At 70.5% G+C, this 17,786-nt stretch carries 20 protein-coding genes; 10 read left to right on the top strand and 10 right to left on the bottom strand.

What is annotated here, in order from left to right; translation table 11 throughout:
• Positions 1 to 51: 51 nt before the first annotated feature.
• The 3 genes from CIW48_RS02300 to CIW48_RS02290 form a co-directional block, all read right to left on the bottom strand.
• Positions 52 to 1,086: a glycosyltransferase gene (locus CIW48_RS02300; RefSeq protein ID WP_149308716.1), complete on the bottom strand. Its 1,035-nt coding sequence runs from the start codon at positions 1,084 to 1,086 to the stop codon at positions 52 to 54.
• Positions 1,083 to 2,177 (bottom strand): glycosyltransferase, encoded by a 1,095-nt coding sequence (locus tag CIW48_RS02295; RefSeq protein ID WP_149308714.1) that lies wholly within the window; start codon positions 2,175 to 2,177, stop codon positions 1,083 to 1,085. The genes CIW48_RS02300 and CIW48_RS02295 overlap by 4 nt, the downstream gene beginning before the upstream one ends.
• 105 nt (positions 2,178 to 2,282) lie before the next feature.
• On the bottom strand, positions 2,283 to 3,377 hold the full coding sequence (locus tag CIW48_RS02290) for a glycosyltransferase family 4 protein (protein WP_149308712.1): 1,095 nt from the start codon (positions 3,375 to 3,377) through the stop codon (positions 2,283 to 2,285).
• A 334-nt stretch (positions 3,378 to 3,711) separates the two neighbouring features.
• On the opposite strand from CIW48_RS02290, the gene CIW48_RS02285 reads away from it, so the two are divergent.
• A complete protein-coding gene (locus tag CIW48_RS02285) occupies positions 3,712 to 4,692 on the top strand; it encodes an SPFH domain-containing protein (protein ID WP_149308710.1) in 981 nt (326 codons plus the stop codon).
• A 6-nt stretch (positions 4,693 to 4,698) separates the two neighbouring features.
• Positions 4,699 to 5,154, top strand: coding sequence for an NfeD family protein (locus CIW48_RS02280; protein WP_149308708.1), 456 nt, complete (start codon positions 4,699 to 4,701; stop codon positions 5,152 to 5,154).
• A gap of 21 nt (positions 5,155 to 5,175) precedes the next feature.
• Here CIW48_RS02280 and CIW48_RS02275 read toward each other — a convergent pair whose 3' ends face one another.
• Together CIW48_RS02275 and CIW48_RS02270 are read right to left on the bottom strand one after the other, a co-directional pair.
• On the bottom strand, positions 5,176 to 5,547 hold the full coding sequence (locus CIW48_RS02275; protein WP_149308706.1) for a DUF393 domain-containing protein: 372 nt from the start codon (positions 5,545 to 5,547) through the stop codon (positions 5,176 to 5,178).
• Positions 5,548 to 5,622: 75 nt separating this feature from the next.
• On the bottom strand, positions 5,623 to 8,502 hold the full coding sequence (locus tag CIW48_RS02270; protein ID WP_149308704.1) for a phosphoenolpyruvate carboxylase: 2,880 nt from the start codon (positions 8,500 to 8,502) through the stop codon (positions 5,623 to 5,625).
• A 129-nt stretch (positions 8,503 to 8,631) separates the two neighbouring features.
• Between CIW48_RS02270 and CIW48_RS02265 the strand changes: the two genes are divergently transcribed.
• Positions 8,632 to 8,934 carry a hypothetical protein gene (locus tag CIW48_RS02265; protein ID WP_149308702.1) on the top strand — a complete coding sequence of 101 codons (303 nt, stop codon included), beginning with the start codon at positions 8,632 to 8,634 and terminating at the stop codon, positions 8,932 to 8,934.
• Positions 8,931 to 9,617 (top strand): hypothetical protein, encoded by a 687-nt coding sequence (locus CIW48_RS02260; RefSeq protein ID WP_149308700.1) that lies wholly within the window; start codon positions 8,931 to 8,933, stop codon positions 9,615 to 9,617. Before CIW48_RS02265 ends, CIW48_RS02260 begins: the two co-directional genes overlap by 4 nt.
• Before the next feature lie 3 nt (positions 9,618 to 9,620).
• On the opposite strand, the gene CIW48_RS02255 is transcribed toward CIW48_RS02260, so the two are convergent.
• Positions 9,621 to 9,980: a helix-hairpin-helix domain-containing protein gene (locus CIW48_RS02255; RefSeq protein WP_149308698.1), complete on the bottom strand. Its 360-nt coding sequence runs from the start codon at positions 9,978 to 9,980 to the stop codon at positions 9,621 to 9,623.
• Between the two features lie 225 nt (positions 9,981 to 10,205).
• Here CIW48_RS02255 and rpmF point away from each other — a divergent pair, with 225 nt between their 5' ends.
• Complete coding sequence (gene rpmF, locus CIW48_RS02250) at positions 10,206 to 10,394, top strand: 50S ribosomal protein L32 (RefSeq protein WP_003601373.1); 189 nt, start codon at positions 10,206 to 10,208, stop codon at positions 10,392 to 10,394.
• Positions 10,395 to 10,413: 19 nt separating this feature from the next.
• Here the strand turns inward: rpmF and CIW48_RS02245 are convergent, their stop codons facing one another.
• Positions 10,414 to 10,716, bottom strand: a complete 303-nt coding sequence (locus CIW48_RS02245; protein ID WP_149308696.1) for a hypothetical protein — start codon at positions 10,714 to 10,716, stop codon at positions 10,414 to 10,416.
• Between the two features lie 95 nt (positions 10,717 to 10,811).
• Positions 10,812 to 11,402, bottom strand: a complete 591-nt coding sequence (gene phaR / locus CIW48_RS02240; protein WP_149308694.1) for a polyhydroxyalkanoate synthesis repressor PhaR — start codon at positions 11,400 to 11,402, stop codon at positions 10,812 to 10,814.
• A 325-nt stretch (positions 11,403 to 11,727) separates the two neighbouring features.
• Here phaR and CIW48_RS02235 point away from each other — a divergent pair, with 325 nt between their 5' ends.
• The 4 genes from CIW48_RS02235 to CIW48_RS02220 all read left to right on the top strand — a co-directional run bounded on the left by CIW48_RS02235 (position 11,728) and on the right by CIW48_RS02220 (position 14,914).
• On the top strand, positions 11,728 to 12,912 hold the full coding sequence (locus CIW48_RS02235; protein ID WP_149308692.1) for an acetyl-CoA C-acetyltransferase: 1,185 nt from the start codon (positions 11,728 to 11,730) through the stop codon (positions 12,910 to 12,912).
• Between the two features lie 114 nt (positions 12,913 to 13,026).
• Positions 13,027 to 13,755, top strand: coding sequence for an acetoacetyl-CoA reductase (gene phbB, locus CIW48_RS02230; RefSeq protein ID WP_149308690.1), 729 nt, complete (start codon positions 13,027 to 13,029; stop codon positions 13,753 to 13,755).
• Between the two features lie 403 nt (positions 13,756 to 14,158).
• Positions 14,159 to 14,653, top strand: coding sequence for a hypothetical protein (locus tag CIW48_RS02225; RefSeq protein ID WP_149308688.1), 495 nt, complete (start codon positions 14,159 to 14,161; stop codon positions 14,651 to 14,653).
• A 21-nt stretch (positions 14,654 to 14,674) separates the two neighbouring features.
• Positions 14,675 to 14,914, top strand: coding sequence for a hypothetical protein (locus CIW48_RS02220; RefSeq protein ID WP_149308686.1), 240 nt, complete (start codon positions 14,675 to 14,677; stop codon positions 14,912 to 14,914).
• A 168-nt stretch (positions 14,915 to 15,082) separates the two neighbouring features.
• On the opposite strand, the gene CIW48_RS02215 is transcribed toward CIW48_RS02220, so the two are convergent.
• Entirely contained in the window at positions 15,083 to 16,309 is a 1,227-nt protein-coding gene (locus CIW48_RS02215; RefSeq protein ID WP_149308684.1) for a glycerophosphodiester phosphodiesterase family protein, read from the bottom strand.
• 97 nt (positions 16,310 to 16,406) lie between these two features.
• Here CIW48_RS02215 and CIW48_RS02210 point away from each other — a divergent pair, with 97 nt between their 5' ends.
• Positions 16,407 to 17,321, top strand: a complete 915-nt coding sequence (locus CIW48_RS02210) for an EamA family transporter (protein ID WP_149308682.1) — start codon at positions 16,407 to 16,409, stop codon at positions 17,319 to 17,321.
• On the opposite strand, the gene CIW48_RS02205 is transcribed toward CIW48_RS02210, so the two are convergent.
• Entirely contained in the window at positions 17,318 to 17,746 is a 429-nt protein-coding gene (locus tag CIW48_RS02205; protein WP_091774812.1) for a cupin domain-containing protein, read from the bottom strand. The genes CIW48_RS02210 and CIW48_RS02205 overlap by 4 nt on opposite strands.
• Positions 17,747 to 17,786: the final 40 nt, after the last annotated feature.

Raw genomic sequence — 17,786 nt, 5'->3', positions numbered from 1 at the left:
GACTTTGGCCGGTTGCTCGGCCGGTAGGGTCGGGCAGCCGGACGCCAATCGTCAGGATCGCCTGACGAGCGCCTCGATCTCCTCCGCGCATCGGCAGACCGCGTCCGGATCGTGCAGCCCGCCGATCACGGTCGGATCGAGGGCGAGACCCGCTCGAATCAGGCCGGGCCAGTCGGAGGCCGCGGGCCAGCCCGGGTGTGCGATGGCGGCACCGAGCTGCGCCAGCGCCTCGGCTTTCTCGCTCTGCTCACCGTAGGCCCGCGCCTCTGGCAGGCAGAGGAAGCGCTTCCCCTGCGCAGCCGCCAGCGCGACCACACCATCGCCGCCGCCGCCCACCAGCAGCGCCGCCCGCGCGACCCGTGCCTCGACGTCGGGGACCCAGCCGTGCAGATGCAGATTGTCGGGCTTGGATCCTGATCCTGAGACCGGCCCCAGGACGTGCCAGGGCCTGTCGGGGACCGCCCGCGCCGCCGCCGCGAGATCCGCGAGGCTGCCGCCCGCCCCGCCGCGGCCGAACACCACTACGATGTCGCGGCTCGCCGCGGTCGGGCCCTGCGCCGGTGTGCCGAGGAAGCCCGCGTAGAGCGTCTTGCTCCGGACCCAGTCCGGCACGCCCACCCCGTCGAGGGCGGCGGGAAAGGGGGCCAGCAGCCGCGTCGCACTGCGGAAGGCTTCCAGATGCGGCCGGTCGGTCCGGGTGCCGGCGAGCCGCACCACCAGGGTCGGCACCGACAGGAGGCGCGCCAGGAGCGCCACCTCCACCGAGACGTCGACGACCATCAGGGCCGGATCGGTCCGTTCCGCCCAGGCGGCGATGCGCGCCATCCGCGCCCGAATTCCCGGATGGTTCAGGGGGGCGTAGTGCAGCGCCTCGGGCCGCTCGGCCGCGCCGTCCCGGCCGTCGAAGGCTGCCGTGCCGAGGGGGCGGTCATCGGGCAGGTCGACGATGTCGAGTCCTGCGGTGTCGAGGCCGGTGAGCGTTCCGAGGATCGTGCAGGGGCGGGGCAGGGCGGAAGCGACCGCCCGCGCCCGCTGAAGATGGCCGGCGCCCTGGTGGTGGACGTACCAGCCGATGCCGCGGGTCACGCGGCGTCCCTCAGCGCGCGCGCGAGGGCGTCGAGATCGGCGACCGCTTGATCGAGGGCGCATTCCCGCGCCGGCGGGCTGCGCGATTCGAGGATCCGGTCGGCCCGCTCCACGAAGGCGATGTCGTTGGGGCAGGCGCCGATGGAGGCGAGATCCTCCGCGTCGAGCCCGAGCTTCGCGCAGGAAGCGGCGCGAGCCTCCGGCCCCAGATGGAAAGCCCGCCGCAACGCCGCCCGGCGTAGGATCAGCGCCTGCCAATGGGCGGCCACCGGCAGCAGGTAGGCTTCCCCGTCGAGGACGCGGGTGCGGCGCAGCATCTCCGTGGCCATGCCGCCCGAGACCCGGCCCTGGTGCCGGGACGAGACCAGCACGTGCACCTCCGGGCAATGGCGCAGGCGTGCGCCGTTGGCGCGCAGCAGCCCGACAAGGGCATTGTCCTCGCCGCAGGGCAGCGCCGGCAGGCCCCCGACCGCCCGGTACAGGACGGCCGGAACGGCCAGGCTCGCTCCGGTATGGTCCCCGTGGCGGGGCGCGGGATCGTGCGGCGGCGGGTCGAGGAGGTCCTCCAGGCGGCGGACGCCGGACCAGTAGCGCTCGATGCGCGCGTGCAGGTCGGCGAGGTCCGGATCCGCAGCACCGTCATCGTCGATCACCAGCCGGCCACCGACGACGTCCGCGGCCTCGAGGGCACGCAGGTTCGCCCCGACCCAATCGGCCGGCAGGCGGGCATCGGCGTCGGTGGTGAGAAGGATTCCGTCCGGCTGTTCCTCGGCCGCGAGCCAGTCGGCACCGGCATCGAGCGCCATGCGCCGGGCGGTGCCGACATGGGCCTCCGCGCCGACGAGTTCGGCCTCGATCAAGCGGAGGGAGAGGGTCGCGAGGATGCCCGAGGCTTCGACCTCCCGCACCGCCTGGACGGTCCCGTCCGTACAGTTGTTGGCGAGCACCACGACTCGCAGGGGCGCCCGTGCCGAGACGCCGTTCTGCGCCGCCAGGGAGGCGAGCAGGCGGGGCAGGCGCTCGGCCTCGTTGCGGGCGGGGATGCAGACGACGCAGGGTAATGGGGCCGGATGGTCGGCGTCCGTACTCATGGCAGGTCTCCCGTGGCACCCGCATGCGCCGCGGAGGTCAGGGCGGGGCGTCACGCCGCCAAGCTCCGGGCTCGGGTGCGGAATTGCGGCGCGGATCCGCGCCGTTCAGCCGCGTCCTCCGGCGACCCGCAGGGTCGGTCGCGCCCGCTCGGCGCAGCGCGCGATCACGGCGTCGTAGGCTTCCAGATAGCGTCCGGTCATGGCGGTGGCGTCGTACAGCGCCTCGGCCCGGTCGCGACAGGCCCGGCGCGACAGGCCGGCGGCCTGACGAATCGCCACCGCGAGATCCTGCGCATCGTCCGGGCGGGCAAGGCGGCCGCAGGACGCGTCCAGGATGTCCGGCATAGCGCCGCGGCGGAAGGCGGCGACCGGCGTGCCGCAGGCGAGCGCCTCCGCCACGACGAGGCCGAAGGGCTCCTCCCAGCGGGGCGAGACGATCGCCACCCGGGCGCGGCCGAGATGATGGGCGAGATCGCGGTGCGAGAGATGGCCGAGATGCGTCAGGTCCGGCCCCAGCCGCGGGGCGATCTCGGCGGCCCAGTAGCCGGGATTGAGCTTGGGGCCGGCGAAGGTCAGCGGCAGCCCTGCGGCGCGGGCCGCGTCGATCGCGAGGTGAAGCCCCTTCTCGGGCACGATCCGGCCCGACCAGAAGGCGTAAGGCGGTGCGTCGGCAGCTTCCGAGAACGCGAAGGTCGAGAGGTCCACGCCGTTATCGACCACCTGCGCGCCGGGCACGAGATGCGCCCATTCCTGCGCCAGCGACGGCGAGACCGCGAGGAAGGCCATGTCGGGATCGGCCTGAACGACGCCGCCGACCAGGGATTCGAAGGGCGGCGTGTGGAGCACCGTGATCCACGGCAGGCTCAGCCGGGCGCTCTCGCGCAGCGGCAGGGCATGCAAGGAGTTGTTGTGGACGAGATCGAAGCCTCCGGCCGCGACCATCTCCATCATGCGCCGGTAGGCGTCCTCCTCAGTTCGGTCGATCGCCTCCTCGCGCTCCGGGTCGAGGAGCGCGTCCCCGGTCGGATCGCAGAGCATCACCGGATCGAGCGCCGGGTCCGATCCGCGGCTGGCGAACAGCGTGACATCGTGGCCGTGCCGCTTCAGCGCGACGGTGAGGAGATGCGTGTGCATCTCCAAGCCGCCGGCATAGGGCTGGCCGATCGGGTATTTCAGATGTGCGAGGACAGCGATCTTCACGCGCGCACCGAGTCCGGTTGGGTGGGGATTTCTGCCGCCCGCAGCGGCGCGAAAGGACTTCTTTCCGCGGCGAGGGTGGCGGGGATCATGCCGAATGTTTCTTCAACAAGCGTTGCGACGTCAGGTCTGGAGCGACGACAAACGCGACGCTTGCCGGCTTCCTAAGCGCCGCGGCCTGAACCAATGATGATCGAGATGAGTGGCAGGCCGTTCACGCCGGCGCGCGGCGGGCCGGCGGGTTGCAGGCCCCGGCGCGCAGTCGCGGCGCCTCCACCGGCCTGTTAGGCTCGCGTGGCCGCGCCGCACGGGCGGCCGGCAGGGGAGGGGGTTGTCGATGGGGCTTCCGTTCGGGCTGAGCGTCTTCGCGGTGATCGTGGCGGCGCTGGCCGTCATTACACTGGCGGCGGGCGTGAAGATCGTCCCGCAGGGCTACGTCTACACGGTGGAACGCTTCGGCCGCTACGCCCGCAGCCTTGAGGCCGGCCTCGGTCTGATCACGCCCTTCGTCGAGCGTGTCGGCCGGCGGGTCAACGTGATGGAGCAGGTCATCGACGTGCCGAGCCAGCAGGCCTTCACCCGCGACAATGCCGGCGTCACCATCGACGCCGTGGTGTTCTATCAAGTGCTCGATGCGGCGCGCGCCTCCTACGAGGTCTCGAACCTCGACCTCGCCGCTACGACCCTGACCATGACCAATATCCGCACGGTGGTCGGCGGCATGGATCTCGACCAGCTCCTCGCCCACCGCGACGAGATCAACGAGCGCCTGCTCCGGGTGATGGATGCGGCGGCCTCGCCCTGGGGCGTCAAGATCAACCGGATCGAGATCAAGGACATCGTGCTTCCGGCCGATCTCGCCGGGGCGATGGCCCGCCAGATGAAGGCCGAGCGCGAGAAGCGCGCCTCGATCCTGGAGGCGGAGGGGCAGCGTGCCGCCGAAATCCTCCGGGCCGAGGGGCGTAAGCAATCGGCGATCCTGGAGGCGGAGGGCCGGCGCGAGGCCGCCTTCCGCGACGCGGAGGCGCGCGAGCGCTCCGCCGAGGCCGAGGCGGCGGCGACCGGGATGGTCAGCCGGGCGATCGCCGAAGGCGACATCGCGGCGGCGAATTTCCTCGTGGCCGAGAAGTACGTCGATGCCGTGCGGGCGATCGCCACCGCGCCCAACCAGCGGGTCGTCGTGGTACCGATCGAGGCAGCGGCGCTTGCCGGCACCCTCGGCGGGATCGGCGAACTCACCCGCACGGTGTTCGGCGATGGCGCGGCAACGCCCCGGCGCATGGGGACGCCGCCCAACGTTGCCCAGCCGCGGGCCTGACGGGCGATGATCACCCAAGTCCTCGACGCCGTGGCGGCGCTCGGGCCCGCCTGGAGCTGGGTGATCGCCGGATTGGTCTTGGCCGGGGCCGAGATCCTGGCGCCCGGCGTGTTCCTGATCTGGCTGGGTCTGGCGGCCCTGGCCACCGGCCTCGCCGCCGCCGCGCTGCCTTTGCCCTGGCAGGGTCAGGCTCTGCTGTTCGCGGGGCTGGCCGTCGGCTTCGTCGCCGTCGCGGCGCGCCTTCAGCGGGGCGGTGCCAGACCGCCGGCACCCGCGCTGAACCGGGCCGACAGGGGCCTCATCGGGCGCGAGGGCGTGCTCGACGCGCCGATCGTGCAGGGGGCCGGCTGTATCCGCTTCGACGACACGCTCTGGCGGATCGAGGGACCCGACCTGCCGGCCGGCGTACGGGTACGGGTGATTGCTGTCGGCGGGACGATCCTGCAGGTCGAGGCCGCGTGAGCGCGTCTCGGCGGATGCCCCTCAGGCTGAAGCCCGGGGCCGTTCGAGCCGCCGGGCGAGGTGCTGCAGCCGAGGCCTGACCCTCAGGAAAGCGCTGTAAAGCCGCTCGAGGGCGTTCAGGACGAGGCCCGACCGCGCGAGGAGCCCGAGCGGTCGTAGAACCGGGATCGCGCGCCACATCGCCGCGAAGGCCGCGGCGCCGGTCACGATGCGCCCGCCCTCGCGGGCATGGAAGCGCGCCAGCATGTCCGCCCGCGAGGCCCGGCAAGTGCTCGCATCCTCCGCCACGTCGACGAAGGTGATCGCGCCGCATCGGTCGAGCCGGCGCATCAGCGCGATCTCGCGCCGGCAGAGAGGGCAGCCTCCATCGAACCAGACGACGACCTGTTCCATGGCCGGCGATATAGGCCGCGCCACAGGCCGGGCCAGATTGCGCCCCGGCACCCGGCCTGCGGGACGGCGTCGCCGTCAGCCGAACGCCCCGACCTCGTGCTGGATCATTCCGGAAATCTCGCGGACCTGATCGAACATCCGCCGGATCGGCTGGAACAGGTTGGCGTGCTCGGCCTCGTAGGTGCCGACATCGCGCGGCCCTGCCGGCTCGCCGAAATTGAGGCCGAGCGTCGGATCGGGCGTGATCGGGAAGATCGCGTCGAGGAGCTTCAGGCAGCCCTCGATGTCCAGGCGCAGGAACCGCTCCAGCAGCTGTTCGCGGGAGATGCCCGCCTGCGGACGGAAGCCCGGGATGTGCACCGCCAGGAACCAGATCCGGTGGATCAGCGCGAGGCGCAGGGCGTGGAGCAGCGTCAGCCGCGCCGACATGGTCGGGAGGTCCGGGGCGGCCGCGGTCAGGGCGAGCCAGTCGCGGGTCAGACGTCCGAACAGGTTCCGGAGCGCGGGGGCGAGATCGAGGCGCTCCAGCGCGCCCGAGATCACCACCAGCTCGTCCCGACGGAAATCCTTCTGCGTGCGGCGCGCCCGCTCCAGCCACACGGCCGGGTCGAGGGTGTCGATATAGGCGCGCAGCACGTCGAGGTCGCCCACCGAGGCGGCGTGCTGCACCAGCCGGAAGGCTCGCGAGAAGCGCACCGAATCGCGGCGCATGTCGCGGAACAGGTCCGGTCCGCGCTGAGCGGCCCGGCCGATCCCGTGCAGGGAATTCGCCAGGAAGCCGAGCTGGTGCAGGATCGCGTTGTTGGGGATCGCCCGCATCTGGCGCGGATGGGTGATCCGCGCCGGGCCGCCATTGTCGGTCTGGCGCGCCACCGGGCGCGATCCGGTCCGGTCGATCAGGCTCGGTCCGAAGGTGCCGAGCAGGGCGGCGTAACCCGGGTCGTCGACCAGCGCCTCCATGTCCTGGCGGGCCGCGGTGAAGAATTCGAGGGCGAAATCCGGTTCGGCATAGATCGGATCGACCTTGGCGTCGGCTGCCTTGGGACGATCGTTCAGGGCGTAGTCCGGGAAGGAATCTTCCTCCGTCACGTCGAGCGCGTAGACGTGCTCGGCGATGCGGGCGACGCTGGCCCGGGCCAGCGCCTCGGTGCCGTAGAGCAGGTAGCCGTCGGTACCCTGGAAGCTCGATTCGAGCCGGACCCGGATGCCGGCCTTGCGGGCGCGATCCCGTGCATCCTCGGGGGCGAGATAGGCGAGCCGGTCGCGCAGGGAGGTCGGATGGGCGCCGCGCCCGATCGACTCGCCATGCGTGTCGAAGATCGCGAGCTCGACGTCGGACAGGCCGTTCTGGACCAGCATCTCGGTGATGCGCAGCCGCAGCCGCTCGATCCAGAAGGTTGCCGCCAGCTGGCCGACATAGCGGCCCGAATCGGAATAGCCGAACTGCACGGTCAGCCGGCCGATGCGCTTGAGATACTGGCGCCAGTGCGGGTTGCGCAGGGCGTCGTCGAGCACCCGGATGCCCTGCTCGAGGGCGCTCGCCGTCTCGAAGAGCGGCGTGATCTCCAGCTTGTCGGCGATGCCGTAATGGCGCGCGAGCCAGAGGGCCGCGAGCAGGGTGTAGCCGGTCTCGGTCTCGGCGATAAGGAAGCGCACCGGATGGGTGCCGTCCACGTGCTTGAGGATCTGGGCGATCGTCATCATCAGCCGGGCGGCCGAGGCCCGCTCGGCGGCGAGCGCCCCGAAATCGACGGCGACCGGGCGGACGTCGTTCAGCAGGGTGTGGATCGTCGCGAGGTGCGAGCGGCGCCGGGCCGCGTCCGTGGGCTCGCCCTCCAGGTCGATCACCCGGCGGACCGCGTTGTGGATCTGGCTGGCGTTCAGCCGGAAATGCGGCAGGGCGTTCGACAGGCCGTGCGTCGCGACGCCCGCGCGCAGGACGGCGATCCGCCGCTGGTCGCCCGCGTCGTCTGCGGTCTCGAGGGCCGTGGTCAGCGCGGCGATCAGCGCACCCGCATCGGTCTGGGCGCGCTCGCGCTCGATGATCAGAGCCAGGGCGAAGCGATGGACTGCCTCAAGGGAAGGCTGGTCGCCGAGCCGCGGCGCTACGGTGAGCTGGCGGTTCACGGCCGCGAGCGCGTTCTCGGCGAGGGCGCGCACCTCGCGGCAGGCGGGGATCTCGGGCAGGTCGCGCATCACCCGGTCGAACTGCATGCGCTTCGAGATCAGCCGGTAGCGCAGGGTGTCCCACCAGCCGATATCGGTGCGTCCGTCCGTGTCGCAGCCGACCCAGCTGGCGATGGCGAAGGGGCGGGGCGTCAGCTCGGTCCAGCTTTCGGGCCAGCGGGCGCGGGCCGCGTCGAGCAGGGCGCCGTTGAACGCGTCGAGGGCGAGCCGCCCGTTATTGGCCGCCGCGCAGGCCTGCTCGAACTCCACATCCAGGGTGATCGGCGCATCCGGCCGGGTGGACAGGGCCGCCGCCCGTTCGATCAGTCCGGCGCGGTCCGCGGCGTCGGGCAGGCTCGCCGCCTCGGCGAGGAGGGCGGCCACGGCCCGGGGCATGCCGAAGGTGGGGTGGGCCGTGAACACCACCGCGAAGGCGGTGCGGTGGATCAGGGCCGCGAAGGCCTCGACGCTGTCCGACCGGTCGGGAAATGCCGCCACGAGCCGGGCCGGGATCCCCGCCTCGCGATCCGCGGATCCGGACTCGAGCCCGACATAGGCCCGCAGCCGCTCCGCCCGGGCCGAGAGAGATGCGGCGCGCAGGCGCACGAACAGCCCGTCCAGGTCGCCGGCAGAGATCTCGTTCCGGTCGAATCGCCGGGTGATCGCCAGGGTCACCGCCAGGACGGGATTGCGGAACGGGTCCTCCCGGGCCTGGTCCCGGGCGGCCTCGATCAGTCCGAGGAGGTGCGCCTCCAGCTCCTCGGGCTCACGGCTCGGCTCGTGCTGCATCGGTCGGTCCCGGCTCCGGTCTGCCCGCATCTACCCGGTCCGGCGGCCCACGCAAGGAGCGTTCCGCGCCCGATCGGGGCCGCGATGGGGTGGCGGCGGCCTGAACCGCAGGTTAGAGCTTGCCTCCTCATGGAGCGCCTGTTCATCATCCTGGCTATCCTGGTTTTCGCCGTCGCCATCGTCGCCGTCGCCGGGATGGCGGCCCGCGGCCGGCGCGAGCCTCTGCGCATGGGCTCCGAACTCGACGTCGAGGACGAGGATCTGTTCATCGGCTCGGTCGGACCGCGCAAGAGCCCGATCGACCGCAGCGCGCAGGTGCTCGACCCGCGGGTGCTCGATCTGGAAGCGATTGAATTGGAACCGATCCGTGCCCTCGACCGGACGCAGCGCAGCGAACCGCTCCGCGGCGATCCGCCCGGAGCCGGCCGATGAAGCCGAGCCTGCGCGGGGCGGCCGGTCTGCTGCTGGCCGGCCCGCTCTGCCTGTCGATAGTCCAGCGCGCTCCGGCCGTGCCCGGCGGAACGCCGCCCGCGCCGGCCGTTCCGGCGCAGACCGTGCCCGCTGCACCGGCACCGGTCCCGACGCCGGAGCCGGGCGCCCCTCAGGCGACGAGCCCCATGCCGGCGGCCGGCCCGAGCCTCGCGCAGCCCTGCGGGACGCAGGCCGCCCGTTTCGAGAGCGGCAAGGGCTTCAAGATGGTGATCACGCGAGCCGGGCAGATCAACACGACGAACCCGCTCAGGCCGCTGACGCCCGAAGTGAACGAGGTTCTCCAGGTCGTGATCGCCGGCAAGGTCGCCACCGCCTACGGGCCGGACTTCACGACCCTGCGGCGCGGCGGCGCCCCGGCGGGGATCGAGGCGATGCTGGGCGGCCCGATCCACTGGCAGCCGACGCTGCCGACCTTCCCCGATCCGGTCGCGATCGTCACCGAGGACGGGATGCCCCTGGCGCAGCTCACCTTCCGCGCCTGCGAGGCGCCGCCCGCCGTGAAGGCGCCCAAGGTGCCGAAGGCCGAGGCCCGCAAGAAGGCGCCCCGGCACGCGGCCCCGAAGGCCGCGGCCGAGAAGACGCCCCCGGGCTTCTCCATGCCTCAGGGGGCGATCTCAGAGTAGCGGCTACTTCTGCTTGGCGATGACCTTGTCCTTGATGCCGTCATAGACGGTCTTCGGGATGATCTTCTTGGCGACGAGGTCGTCCTTCCCGCGATACGGCCGGCCCTTGATGATCGCGGCCGCCCGCGCCGCGCCGATGCCGGGCAGCGCGTCGAGTTCCTCGGCGCTCGCGCTGTTGAGGTCGATGAGCGCGCCCTTGGCGGCGTTCGGCGATCCGGCAACCGGTGCGCTCGGGGCCGCGGGCCTCGCGGGGGCCGTCGGCGCCGCGGTCGTCGGCGCCTGGGGCGCCTGCGCCAGGGCAGGTGCCGCGACGAGGCTGGACAGCAGGGCGAGGAGGGCAAGGGTCTTGGTGGAGGAAGCCATGGCGTTCTCCCGTGAGGGGCGGCCCGATCCGCGGTGCCGTCTCCGCAGACCTGCACCGCCCCGCTTGAACCCACGCTTAACGGTTGTGGTCCCGCACCCCTAGCCACGGGCCGGCGCCGGGTCTATAAGCCCGCCCTCATCCGTATCCCGCGGTGTGCGTGGCGATCCTCGATCGAGGAGCCGCCCGCGCGCCGCTTTGTCCGCGGCGTCACGAAGGATCCAGCCATGGCCGTTCCGAAGCGAAAGACCTCCCCCTCCCGCCGCGGCATGCGCCGCTCGGCCGACGCCCTCAAGGCGCCGACCTATGTCGAGGACAAGGATTCCGGCGAGCTGCGCCGTCCGCACCACATCGACCTGAAGACCGGCATGTATCGCGGCCGTCAGGTCCTCAAGGTGAAGTCCGCCGAGGCCTGAGCCTCGCGAAGGCGGCGCCTCAGGCGAGGCGTCGCGCGGCCTCCGCGTAGCGCGCGGCGGCCATCTGGGTCCGCGTCAGGCGCGACGGCAGCAGCGACGGATCGTCGGCCGTCAGCAGCTGTGCGATGAAGCCGGCGCGCGGTTTTCCCGCGGCTGCGCGCGCCGCCGGCCGACCCGTTGATTGCCCTTCGGCCCGACCCCCATCGATCAAGACGAGCGCCTGCGCCGGCTCCGGCGATTCGTCCGTGTCCGGGATCGGATCGCGCCGAGTGGCGCGGACCTGTGTCGGGCCGAGACGGCTGACTGTTCCGATACGCACCATGCGCACATTCTCCGCACGTTTCCGTGCCTGTGTCGCAAAGGTGGGGCCGGCGTTTACTAATCGTCAACCCTTTATCCAGCCGTGCCGGCCGGAAATTACTTTTTCGCAAGCGCCTCGAGGCGCTGCTGCATCTCCAGCATCTGGCGCTTGAGATCGTCCAGCTCGCCGCCGGCATAGGGCGTGGGCTGAGTCGGCGCCGGCGGCTGCGCTCCGGGGGCGGGCGGCGCGAACCCCGTGAACATCTTCATGGCGTCGCCGAAGAAGTTCATGTTGGTGCGCACCTGCTGCTCGATCGCGTTCTGGAACGCCGACGGACCGAAGCTGTGGGCGAATTTCTCGCGCAGTCCGTCCTGATCCTTGGCGAAATTCGCCATGGAGAATTCGAGGAAGCTCGGCACCATCGTGCGCATGCTGTCGCCGTAGAAGCGGATCAGTTGGCGCAGAAAGGCCACCGGCAGCAGATTCTCGGCGCCGGCCTTGTTCTCCTGCTCGAAGATGATCTGCGTCAGGACCGAGCGGGTGATGTCGTCGCCGGTGCGCGCGTCGTACACCACGAAGTCCTCGCCGTTCTGGACCATCGTGGCGAGGTCCTCCAGCGTCACGTAGGTCGAGGTGCCGGTGTGATACAGGCGCCGGTTGGCGTACTTCTTGATGACGGTCTGGGTGGCCTTGACGGTATCCGCCATCGGGAACGGCCTTTCTGGACTCGGGACCGGGGGGCGTTGCAGGCGCGCGATGCTGCCTGACGGAGGCTGTCTTCGCGCCCGCAACACGATCCTTAAAGCCTTCCCCGGGCGCAGAAAACAGCAAACTGCACCTCGTCAACGCAGAATAATGCAGTGTGGCCGGGGCGGTTGCGCCATTTCAGTCTCGCGTTCGCGTCATCGGCGCGTTTTGGCGCCCGGATGCACAACCTTGACTTCGCCCACCTCAAGCCCTTCATCCCAGGGCCGGCACAGAGCGCGCCCGGGACGTGGAAGGCGCGCCGGCTCGCGAGAGGAGAACGTTCACATGGCAGGCAGCGAAGAGATCGTCATCGTCGGGGCCGCGCGCACGCCGGTCGGCTCGTTCGGCGGCGCCTTCGGGGCGGTGCCGGCCCACGAACTCGGCGCGACCGCAATCAAGGCCGCCCTGGAGCGGGCCAAGGTGTCGCCCGATGAGGTGGACGAGGTGATCTTCGGCCAGGTCCTCACCGCAGGCGCCGGCCAGAACCCCGCCCGTCAGGCCGCGATCAAGGCCGGCATCCCCGAGAAGGCGACCGCCTGGGGCCTCAACCAGGTCTGCGGCTCGGGGCTGCGCACGGTCGCGATCGGCATGCAGCAGATCGCCAACGGCGACGCAAAGGTCATCGTGGCCGGCGGTCAGGAGTCGATGTCCCTGTCGCCGCACGCGCAGTACCTGCGCGGCGGGCAGAAGATGGGCGACGTCAAGCTCGTCGACACCATGATCAAGGACGGGCTCTGGGACGCCTTCAACGGCTACCACATGGGTCAGACCGCCGAGAACGTCGCCCAGGCCTTCCAGCTCACCCGTGAGCAGCAGGACCAGTTCGCGACCCGCTCGCAGAACAAGGCCGAGGCCGCCCGCAAGGAGGGCCGGTTCAAGGACGAGATCGTCCCCGTCACCGTGCCCGGCAAGAAGGGCGACACGGTCGTCGACAGCGACGAGTACATCCGCGACGGCGCCACCATGGAGGCGATGGCCAAGCTGAAGCCGGCCTTCGCCAAGGACGGCACCGTGACGGCCGCCAACGCCTCGGGCCTCAACGACGGTGCCGCCGCTCTCGTTCTGATGTCGGCCTCGGAAGCCGAGCGCCGCGGCCTCACCCCACTCGCCAAGATCAAGTCCTGGGCGACCGCGGGCGTCGATCCGAAGGTGATGGGCACCGGCCCGATTCCCGCCTCCCGCAAGGCCCTGGAGAAGGCTGGCTGGAAGCCGTCCGACCTCGACCTGATCGAGGCCAACGAGGCCTTCGCGGCCCAGGCGCTGGCGGTGAACAAGGAAATGGGCTGGGATGACGCGAAGGTGAACGTCAATGGCGGCGCCATCGCCATCGGCCACCCGATCGGTGCCTCGGGCGCGCGCGTCCTCGTTACCCTGCTGCACGAGATGAAGCGGCGCGATGCCAAGAAGGGCCTCGCCACCCTCTGCATCGGCGGCGGCATGGGCGTGGCGATGTGTGTCGAACGGACCTGATCGGTCTGTCACGTCAGTATCGGCTCACAACATAGACTTAAGGCCGAAGTCAGAAAAAATCGCGTGCGGACGCCATCCGCACGCGGCATCAAGTGATGCGAACAGGAGGAAACAATGGCTCAAGGACGCGTCGCCCTCGTGACGGGCGGCACCCGCGGCATCGGCGCGGCGATCTCGAAGCGGCTCAAGGACAAGGGCTACAAGGTCGCCGCCAATTACGCCGGCAACGACGAGGCGGCCAACGCCTTCAAGGCCGAGACCGGCATCCCGGTCTTCAAGTTCGACGTGGGTGATCTCGCGAGCTGCGAGGCCGGCATCAAGGCGATCGAGGCCGAACTCGGCCCGATCGAGGTGCTGGTCAACAATGCCGGCATCACCCGCGACGGCGCCTTCCACAAGATGACCTTCGACAAGTGGCAGGCGGTCATCAAGACCAATCTCGATTCGATGTTCACCTGCACGCGGCCGCTGATCGAGGGCATGCGCAGCCGCAACTTCGGGCGCATCATCATCATCTCGTCGATCAATGGCCAGAAGGGCCAGGCCGGGCAGACCAACTACTCGGCCGCCAAAGCCGGCGTGATCGGCTTCGCCAAGGCTCTGGCTCAGGAGAGCGCCGCGAAGGGCATCACCGTCAACGTGATCGCGCCGGGCTACATCGCCACCGAGATGGTGATGGCGGTGCCTGAGGAGATCCGCAACAAGATCATCTCGACGATCCCGACCGGCCGGCTCGGTGAGGCCGACGAGATTGCCCATGCGGTCGAGTATCTCGCCAGCGACGAGGCCGGCTTCGTGAACGGCTCGACGCTGACCATCAACGGCGGCCAGCACTTCGTCTGATCGCCGTCGGGCACGCCGGCCGCAGCCGGCGTGCCCGCCACACGGCCGAGGTCCCTGCGCGGCCGGCCGATCTCCCGCCCGATGCCGGCTATGCCGGCCGCGTGGAGCTGCCCCGGCGGCCGCGCCCGCCGATCCACGGAGCGCCGGACGCCCCCGCGCAGATCCTGCGGGTCTGTCGGGCCGGCTGCGTCCGCGGGCTCAAGCGCGCCAGCCCGGCAAGCCTGACGGAAGTCCTTCCCGGCCCGTGAGCTCGGAGGATGCAGGGATAACGGGCATTGCGGGCAGTGATCGACCTGACTGGCCACGTGCTCTGAGACACGAACAATTCGAGCGGCCTCGTATAGGTCTCCTTCCATCGGCGCAGGGATAGTCCGGCCGATAGAAGTCCGAGGCCCCGATCGTCATGAACAACTGGTTTCACGGTAAATTCGGCGTTCAGTTTATCGGCAAGAACCAGATCTGTTCTTCGCGCGATGTGGCGGTACCGAATGGCCGTGTCGAGAATTCGCGCGGCCGCAGGCTGTCCGCCGTCGCCAAGCTTGGCCTCGCTGCGGCCTGTGTTCTGGGGCTCGCCGCCTGCGTCACGCCGCAGGAGCGGCACGCGATCGATCAGAACCAGTGCTACGCCTTCGGCTTCGAGCCCGGCACCGACGCCTTTGCCGAGTGCATGATGGGCCTGCATCAGCAGCGCGCCGTCGCCCAGGCCAACACCAATCTGTACTGGCAGGCGCAGCTCGCTGAGCAGAACCGTCGCCGCGAGGCGCGGCAGGATCTCTACAAGATCGCCAGCCTGCAGCGGAGCGGCGATCCCCGCTTCCCCGTGTGTGGCGCGTCGTCCGATGGCGGCATGGATCGCCGGACCATGACTTGGTACGGCCCGAACTGTCGCGCCCGCTGACCCCGATCAGGAGAGAAGACGATGTCGGACGTCACCACGAAAGTCCCGGGAAATGCGAGCAAATTCATCTTCGCCACGACGGCGATGTTTGCGGCCACGATCGGGATGGTTACGCAGGATTGGCGGTGGTTCTTCATCGCGATGCTTGGCAGCGCCGCCGTTCAGTGCGTGGTTTACTTACCGCTTCAGAGACGGTTCGGATGGAAGCCGCTCGATTTCGGCCATCTGGGTTATCTCGTCCTGCTGCTGTTCCCGTACTGAGCCACCCAAAAGCGGCGGCGCCCCGAGAGGCCGCCGGCCCTGCTGATCCATCACGCCGAGACACCAACCATGACGCTTGCCCTGATCATCACCGGCTTCCTCATCGTCAATTTCATGATGGCGGGCATCTTCTCTCTCGTGGCCCTGTGGGCCGACTGAGCCGTCTTCCTAAGGCGCACCGACGCAATTGGCGTAGAAGGTCGTGGTTGCGGGCCAATCGGAGAAGACGCCCAGCACACCGACCTGACCGTGCAGCACGTCGAGCAGCCGCAGGATGTCGCCGTCGCCGGTCACCACCGGCTTGATCGACTGATAATAATATCCGCCGCCGCCCTTCAGGGGACCCGAGCGCTCCAGGGACCACGCGATCAGCCCCAGCCCGGCCTTCTTCGCCTCCCGCGCGTAGGTCGAGGGCTCGATCGTCCCGTCCGCCCCCGGCCGGACCAGCATCCAGAGCGGCGGTGCCAGGATCTTCACGCCCTTCTGCGCCAGCTCGGCCATGCCGGGCTGCCAGGTGGCGGGCTTCTCCGGGTCGAAGCCCTTCGCGGTCTCGTCGCGATCGTCGAGGAAGATCGCCTGCCGGCCGAAACCCGGGTCCTTCTCGAGCCAGTAGAGGATGTCGCGCAGCTGGAAGCTCTGGGGATAGACGTCGGAGGCCGGGATCCCCGCCTCCTTGTATTCGTCGATCAGCTGCTGGGCGTACATGTCCTGCGTGTAGGTGCCCTGGAACGGCATCGCGACCTGCGGTGCTTTCAGCTCGGGGGTGAACTTCCGCCCCATCTCCTTCACCAGCGCGATATACTCCTTGTGGGACATCAGCGTGCCGCTGCCGGCGTAGAGATCGGTGCGCCAGCGCGGGGTCGCGTTCATGTAGGCCGAGACGCTTGTCGCATCCGGATCGGCCGCGTCCATCTTCCCGTTCAGCGATTTGAACTCGTCGAGCGTCAGGTCGCTGGTGCAGCACTTGGCCGAGGCCTTGCGGCCGGTGGCCGCGTCGGCCGGCGTGAAGCCCTGCGTGCATTTTGCCGCAAGTTCGGGCCGGGCCAGGATGTCGGTGGTCGTGTGCAGGTCGCACTGGCTGTGCCGGCAGACGAGCTGGCGGTCCTTGGTGAAGGCGACATCGCACTCGATGATCCCGGCGCCCATCCGGTCCGCGGCGCGCAGCCCCTCCCTCGTATGCTCCGGGAACATCAGCGGCGCGCCCCGGTGCGAGATCGAGAAGGTCCTGGGCGTGTAGGTCCGGTCGATCCCGCAGGCGGCGAGCTTGTCCTTCAGTGGCCCCGGCTTCAGCTGGTCGACGAGGTAGAAGGGCCGGGGCCCGAGCTGGGCGGCCTCGCCGGCGAGGCCGGGGCCCGTGCCCAGCAGCAGCGCCAGCCCGATCATGATCGCACGCATCGCGAACCTCCCGTTCCAGGTCGCCGGTAGAGCGCGGCGATGACAGGGCCATGACCCCGGTCTCGCCGACTCGGAAGCCGCATGATAGCCGCAGGCCATGAGCGCGCCTGCATCGATCTTCACCCTGCGCCCGCGGAGCGCGAGCGCCACAGTCGCGGGCTTCGGCGCGATTCTGCTGTGGTCGCTGCTCGCCCTGTTCACCGCCGCCTCCGGCACGGTGCCGCCGTTTCAGCTTGCCGCCCTGACCTTCCTGATCGGTGGCCTCTGCGGCTGCGTCACGTGGATCGCCCGGCCGGGCCGTGCCCGCGCGCTGATCCAGCCCTGGCCGGTCTGGCTGCTCGGGGTCGGGGGCCTGTTCGGCTACCACGCCCTCTACTTCAGCGCCCTGCGCCTTGCGCCCCCCGCCGAGGCCGGGCTGATCAACTACCTCTGGCCGCTGCTGATCGTCCTGCTCTCCGCCCGCCTGCCGGGCTCGGGCGGGCTGCGCCCGGGCCATCTCGCCGGGGCCGTCCTGGGCCTCGCCGGCGTCGCGGCCCTGTTCGCCGGACGGGGCGATCTCGCCTTCGAGGCGGGCGCGCTGCCGGGCTACGCGGCCTCCCTGACGGCGGCCTTCGTCTGGGCCGGATATTCGGTGCTCTCGGCCCGGGTCGGGCAGGTGCCGACGGACGCGGTTGCGGGGTTCTGCCTCGCCACGGCGGCACTCAGCCTCGCGTGCCATCTGGCCTTCGAGGCGACGGTCTGGCCGGCCGATGCGGTGCAATGGGGCGCGGTGCTTCTGCTCGGTCTCGGACCCGTGGGGGCGGCCTTCTACCTCTGGGATATCGGCTGCAAGCGCGGCGACGTCCGACTCCTCGGTGTCACGGCCTACGCGGCGCCGGTCCTCTCGACGCTGATCCTGGTGGCATCGGGCTATGCCAGCCCGAGCCCCACCCTGGCGGTCGCCTGCCTGCTCATCGTCGCAGGCGCGCTCACGGCGGTGCAGGCTTCGCGGACGGGGTCGAAGCGAGGCTAACGCCGCGGCGTCGGCCGCCAATCCGGCGGCGCCATCTCGAACCCTGAGAACTCGAAGCCCGGTGAGACCGTGCAACCGACGAGCGTCCACGCCCCGAGGCTGGTGGCCGTCTGCCAATGGCCCGCCGGCACGACGCATTGCGGGCGCTGGCCGGCGGCGAGATCCGGCCCGAGATGCCGGGCGGTGGCGTCGTGCCCGTTCGGGCTCGTGGTGATCACGAGCGGCGCGCCGGCGTGCCAGTGCCAGATCTCGGTGGCGTCGACCCGGTGCCACGCGGAGACCTCGCCGAGATCCAGCAGGAAGTAGATTGCGGTGCCGACCGAGCGCCCGTCGACGTTGCGGGGATCGCGGAACGTCTCGCGGTAATGCCCGCCCTCGGGATGGGGCTCCAGCCCCAGGGTCGCGATCACCTCGGCTGCCGTCATGTCCAGCTCCCTGTCCGTCCCGTCCGCGCGACTCGTCCGC

This window comes from Methylobacterium sp. P1-11, assembly GCF_008329595.1.
GTDB lineage: Bacteria > Pseudomonadota > Alphaproteobacteria > Rhizobiales > Beijerinckiaceae > Methylobacterium.
The sequence above is the reverse complement of the archived record's forward strand: the minus strand, read 5'-3'. Positions and strand labels throughout refer to the sequence as shown.

What these genes read in the sequence shown, in the direction of transcription:
- CIW48_RS02295 (WP_149308714.1), bottom strand. Translation starts at nt 2,177, where the DNA reads ATGAGTACGGACGCCGACCATCCGGCCCCATTACCCTGCGTCGTCTGC.
- CIW48_RS02285 (WP_149308710.1), top strand. Translation starts at nt 3,712, where the DNA reads ATGGGGCTTCCGTTCGGGCTGAGCGTCTTCGCGGTGATCGTGGCGGCG.
- CIW48_RS02280 (WP_149308708.1), top strand. Translation starts at nt 4,699, where the DNA reads ATGATCACCCAAGTCCTCGACGCCGTGGCGGCGCTCGGGCCCGCCTGG.
- CIW48_RS02275 (WP_149308706.1), bottom strand. Translation starts at nt 5,547, where the DNA reads ATGGAACAGGTCGTCGTCTGGTTCGATGGAGGCTGCCCTCTCTGCCGG.
- CIW48_RS02270 (WP_149308704.1), bottom strand. Translation starts at nt 8,502, where the DNA reads ATGCAGCACGAGCCGAGCCGTGAGCCCGAGGAGCTGGAGGCGCACCTC.
- CIW48_RS02265 (WP_149308702.1), top strand. Translation starts at nt 8,632, where the DNA reads ATGGAGCGCCTGTTCATCATCCTGGCTATCCTGGTTTTCGCCGTCGCC.
- CIW48_RS02260 (WP_149308700.1), top strand. Translation starts at nt 8,931, where the DNA reads ATGAAGCCGAGCCTGCGCGGGGCGGCCGGTCTGCTGCTGGCCGGCCCG.
- CIW48_RS02255 (WP_149308698.1), bottom strand. Translation starts at nt 9,980, where the DNA reads ATGGCTTCCTCCACCAAGACCCTTGCCCTCCTCGCCCTGCTGTCCAGC.
- rpmF (WP_003601373.1), top strand. Translation starts at nt 10,206, where the DNA reads ATGGCCGTTCCGAAGCGAAAGACCTCCCCCTCCCGCCGCGGCATGCGC.
- CIW48_RS02245 (WP_149308696.1), bottom strand. Translation starts at nt 10,716, where the DNA reads ATGGTGCGTATCGGAACAGTCAGCCGTCTCGGCCCGACACAGGTCCGC.
- phaR (WP_149308694.1), bottom strand. Translation starts at nt 11,402, where the DNA reads ATGGCGGATACCGTCAAGGCCACCCAGACCGTCATCAAGAAGTACGCC.
- CIW48_RS02235 (WP_149308692.1), top strand. Translation starts at nt 11,728, where the DNA reads ATGGCAGGCAGCGAAGAGATCGTCATCGTCGGGGCCGCGCGCACGCCG.
- phbB (WP_149308690.1), top strand. Translation starts at nt 13,027, where the DNA reads ATGGCTCAAGGACGCGTCGCCCTCGTGACGGGCGGCACCCGCGGCATC.
- CIW48_RS02225 (WP_149308688.1), top strand. Translation starts at nt 14,159, where the DNA reads ATGAACAACTGGTTTCACGGTAAATTCGGCGTTCAGTTTATCGGCAAG.
- CIW48_RS02220 (WP_149308686.1), top strand. Translation starts at nt 14,675, where the DNA reads ATGTCGGACGTCACCACGAAAGTCCCGGGAAATGCGAGCAAATTCATC.
- CIW48_RS02215 (WP_149308684.1), bottom strand. Translation starts at nt 16,309, where the DNA reads ATGCGTGCGATCATGATCGGGCTGGCGCTGCTGCTGGGCACGGGCCCC.
- CIW48_RS02210 (WP_149308682.1), top strand. Translation starts at nt 16,407, where the DNA reads ATGAGCGCGCCTGCATCGATCTTCACCCTGCGCCCGCGGAGCGCGAGC.
- CIW48_RS02205 (WP_091774812.1), bottom strand. Translation starts at nt 17,746, where the DNA reads ATGACGGCAGCCGAGGTGATCGCGACCCTGGGGCTGGAGCCCCATCCC.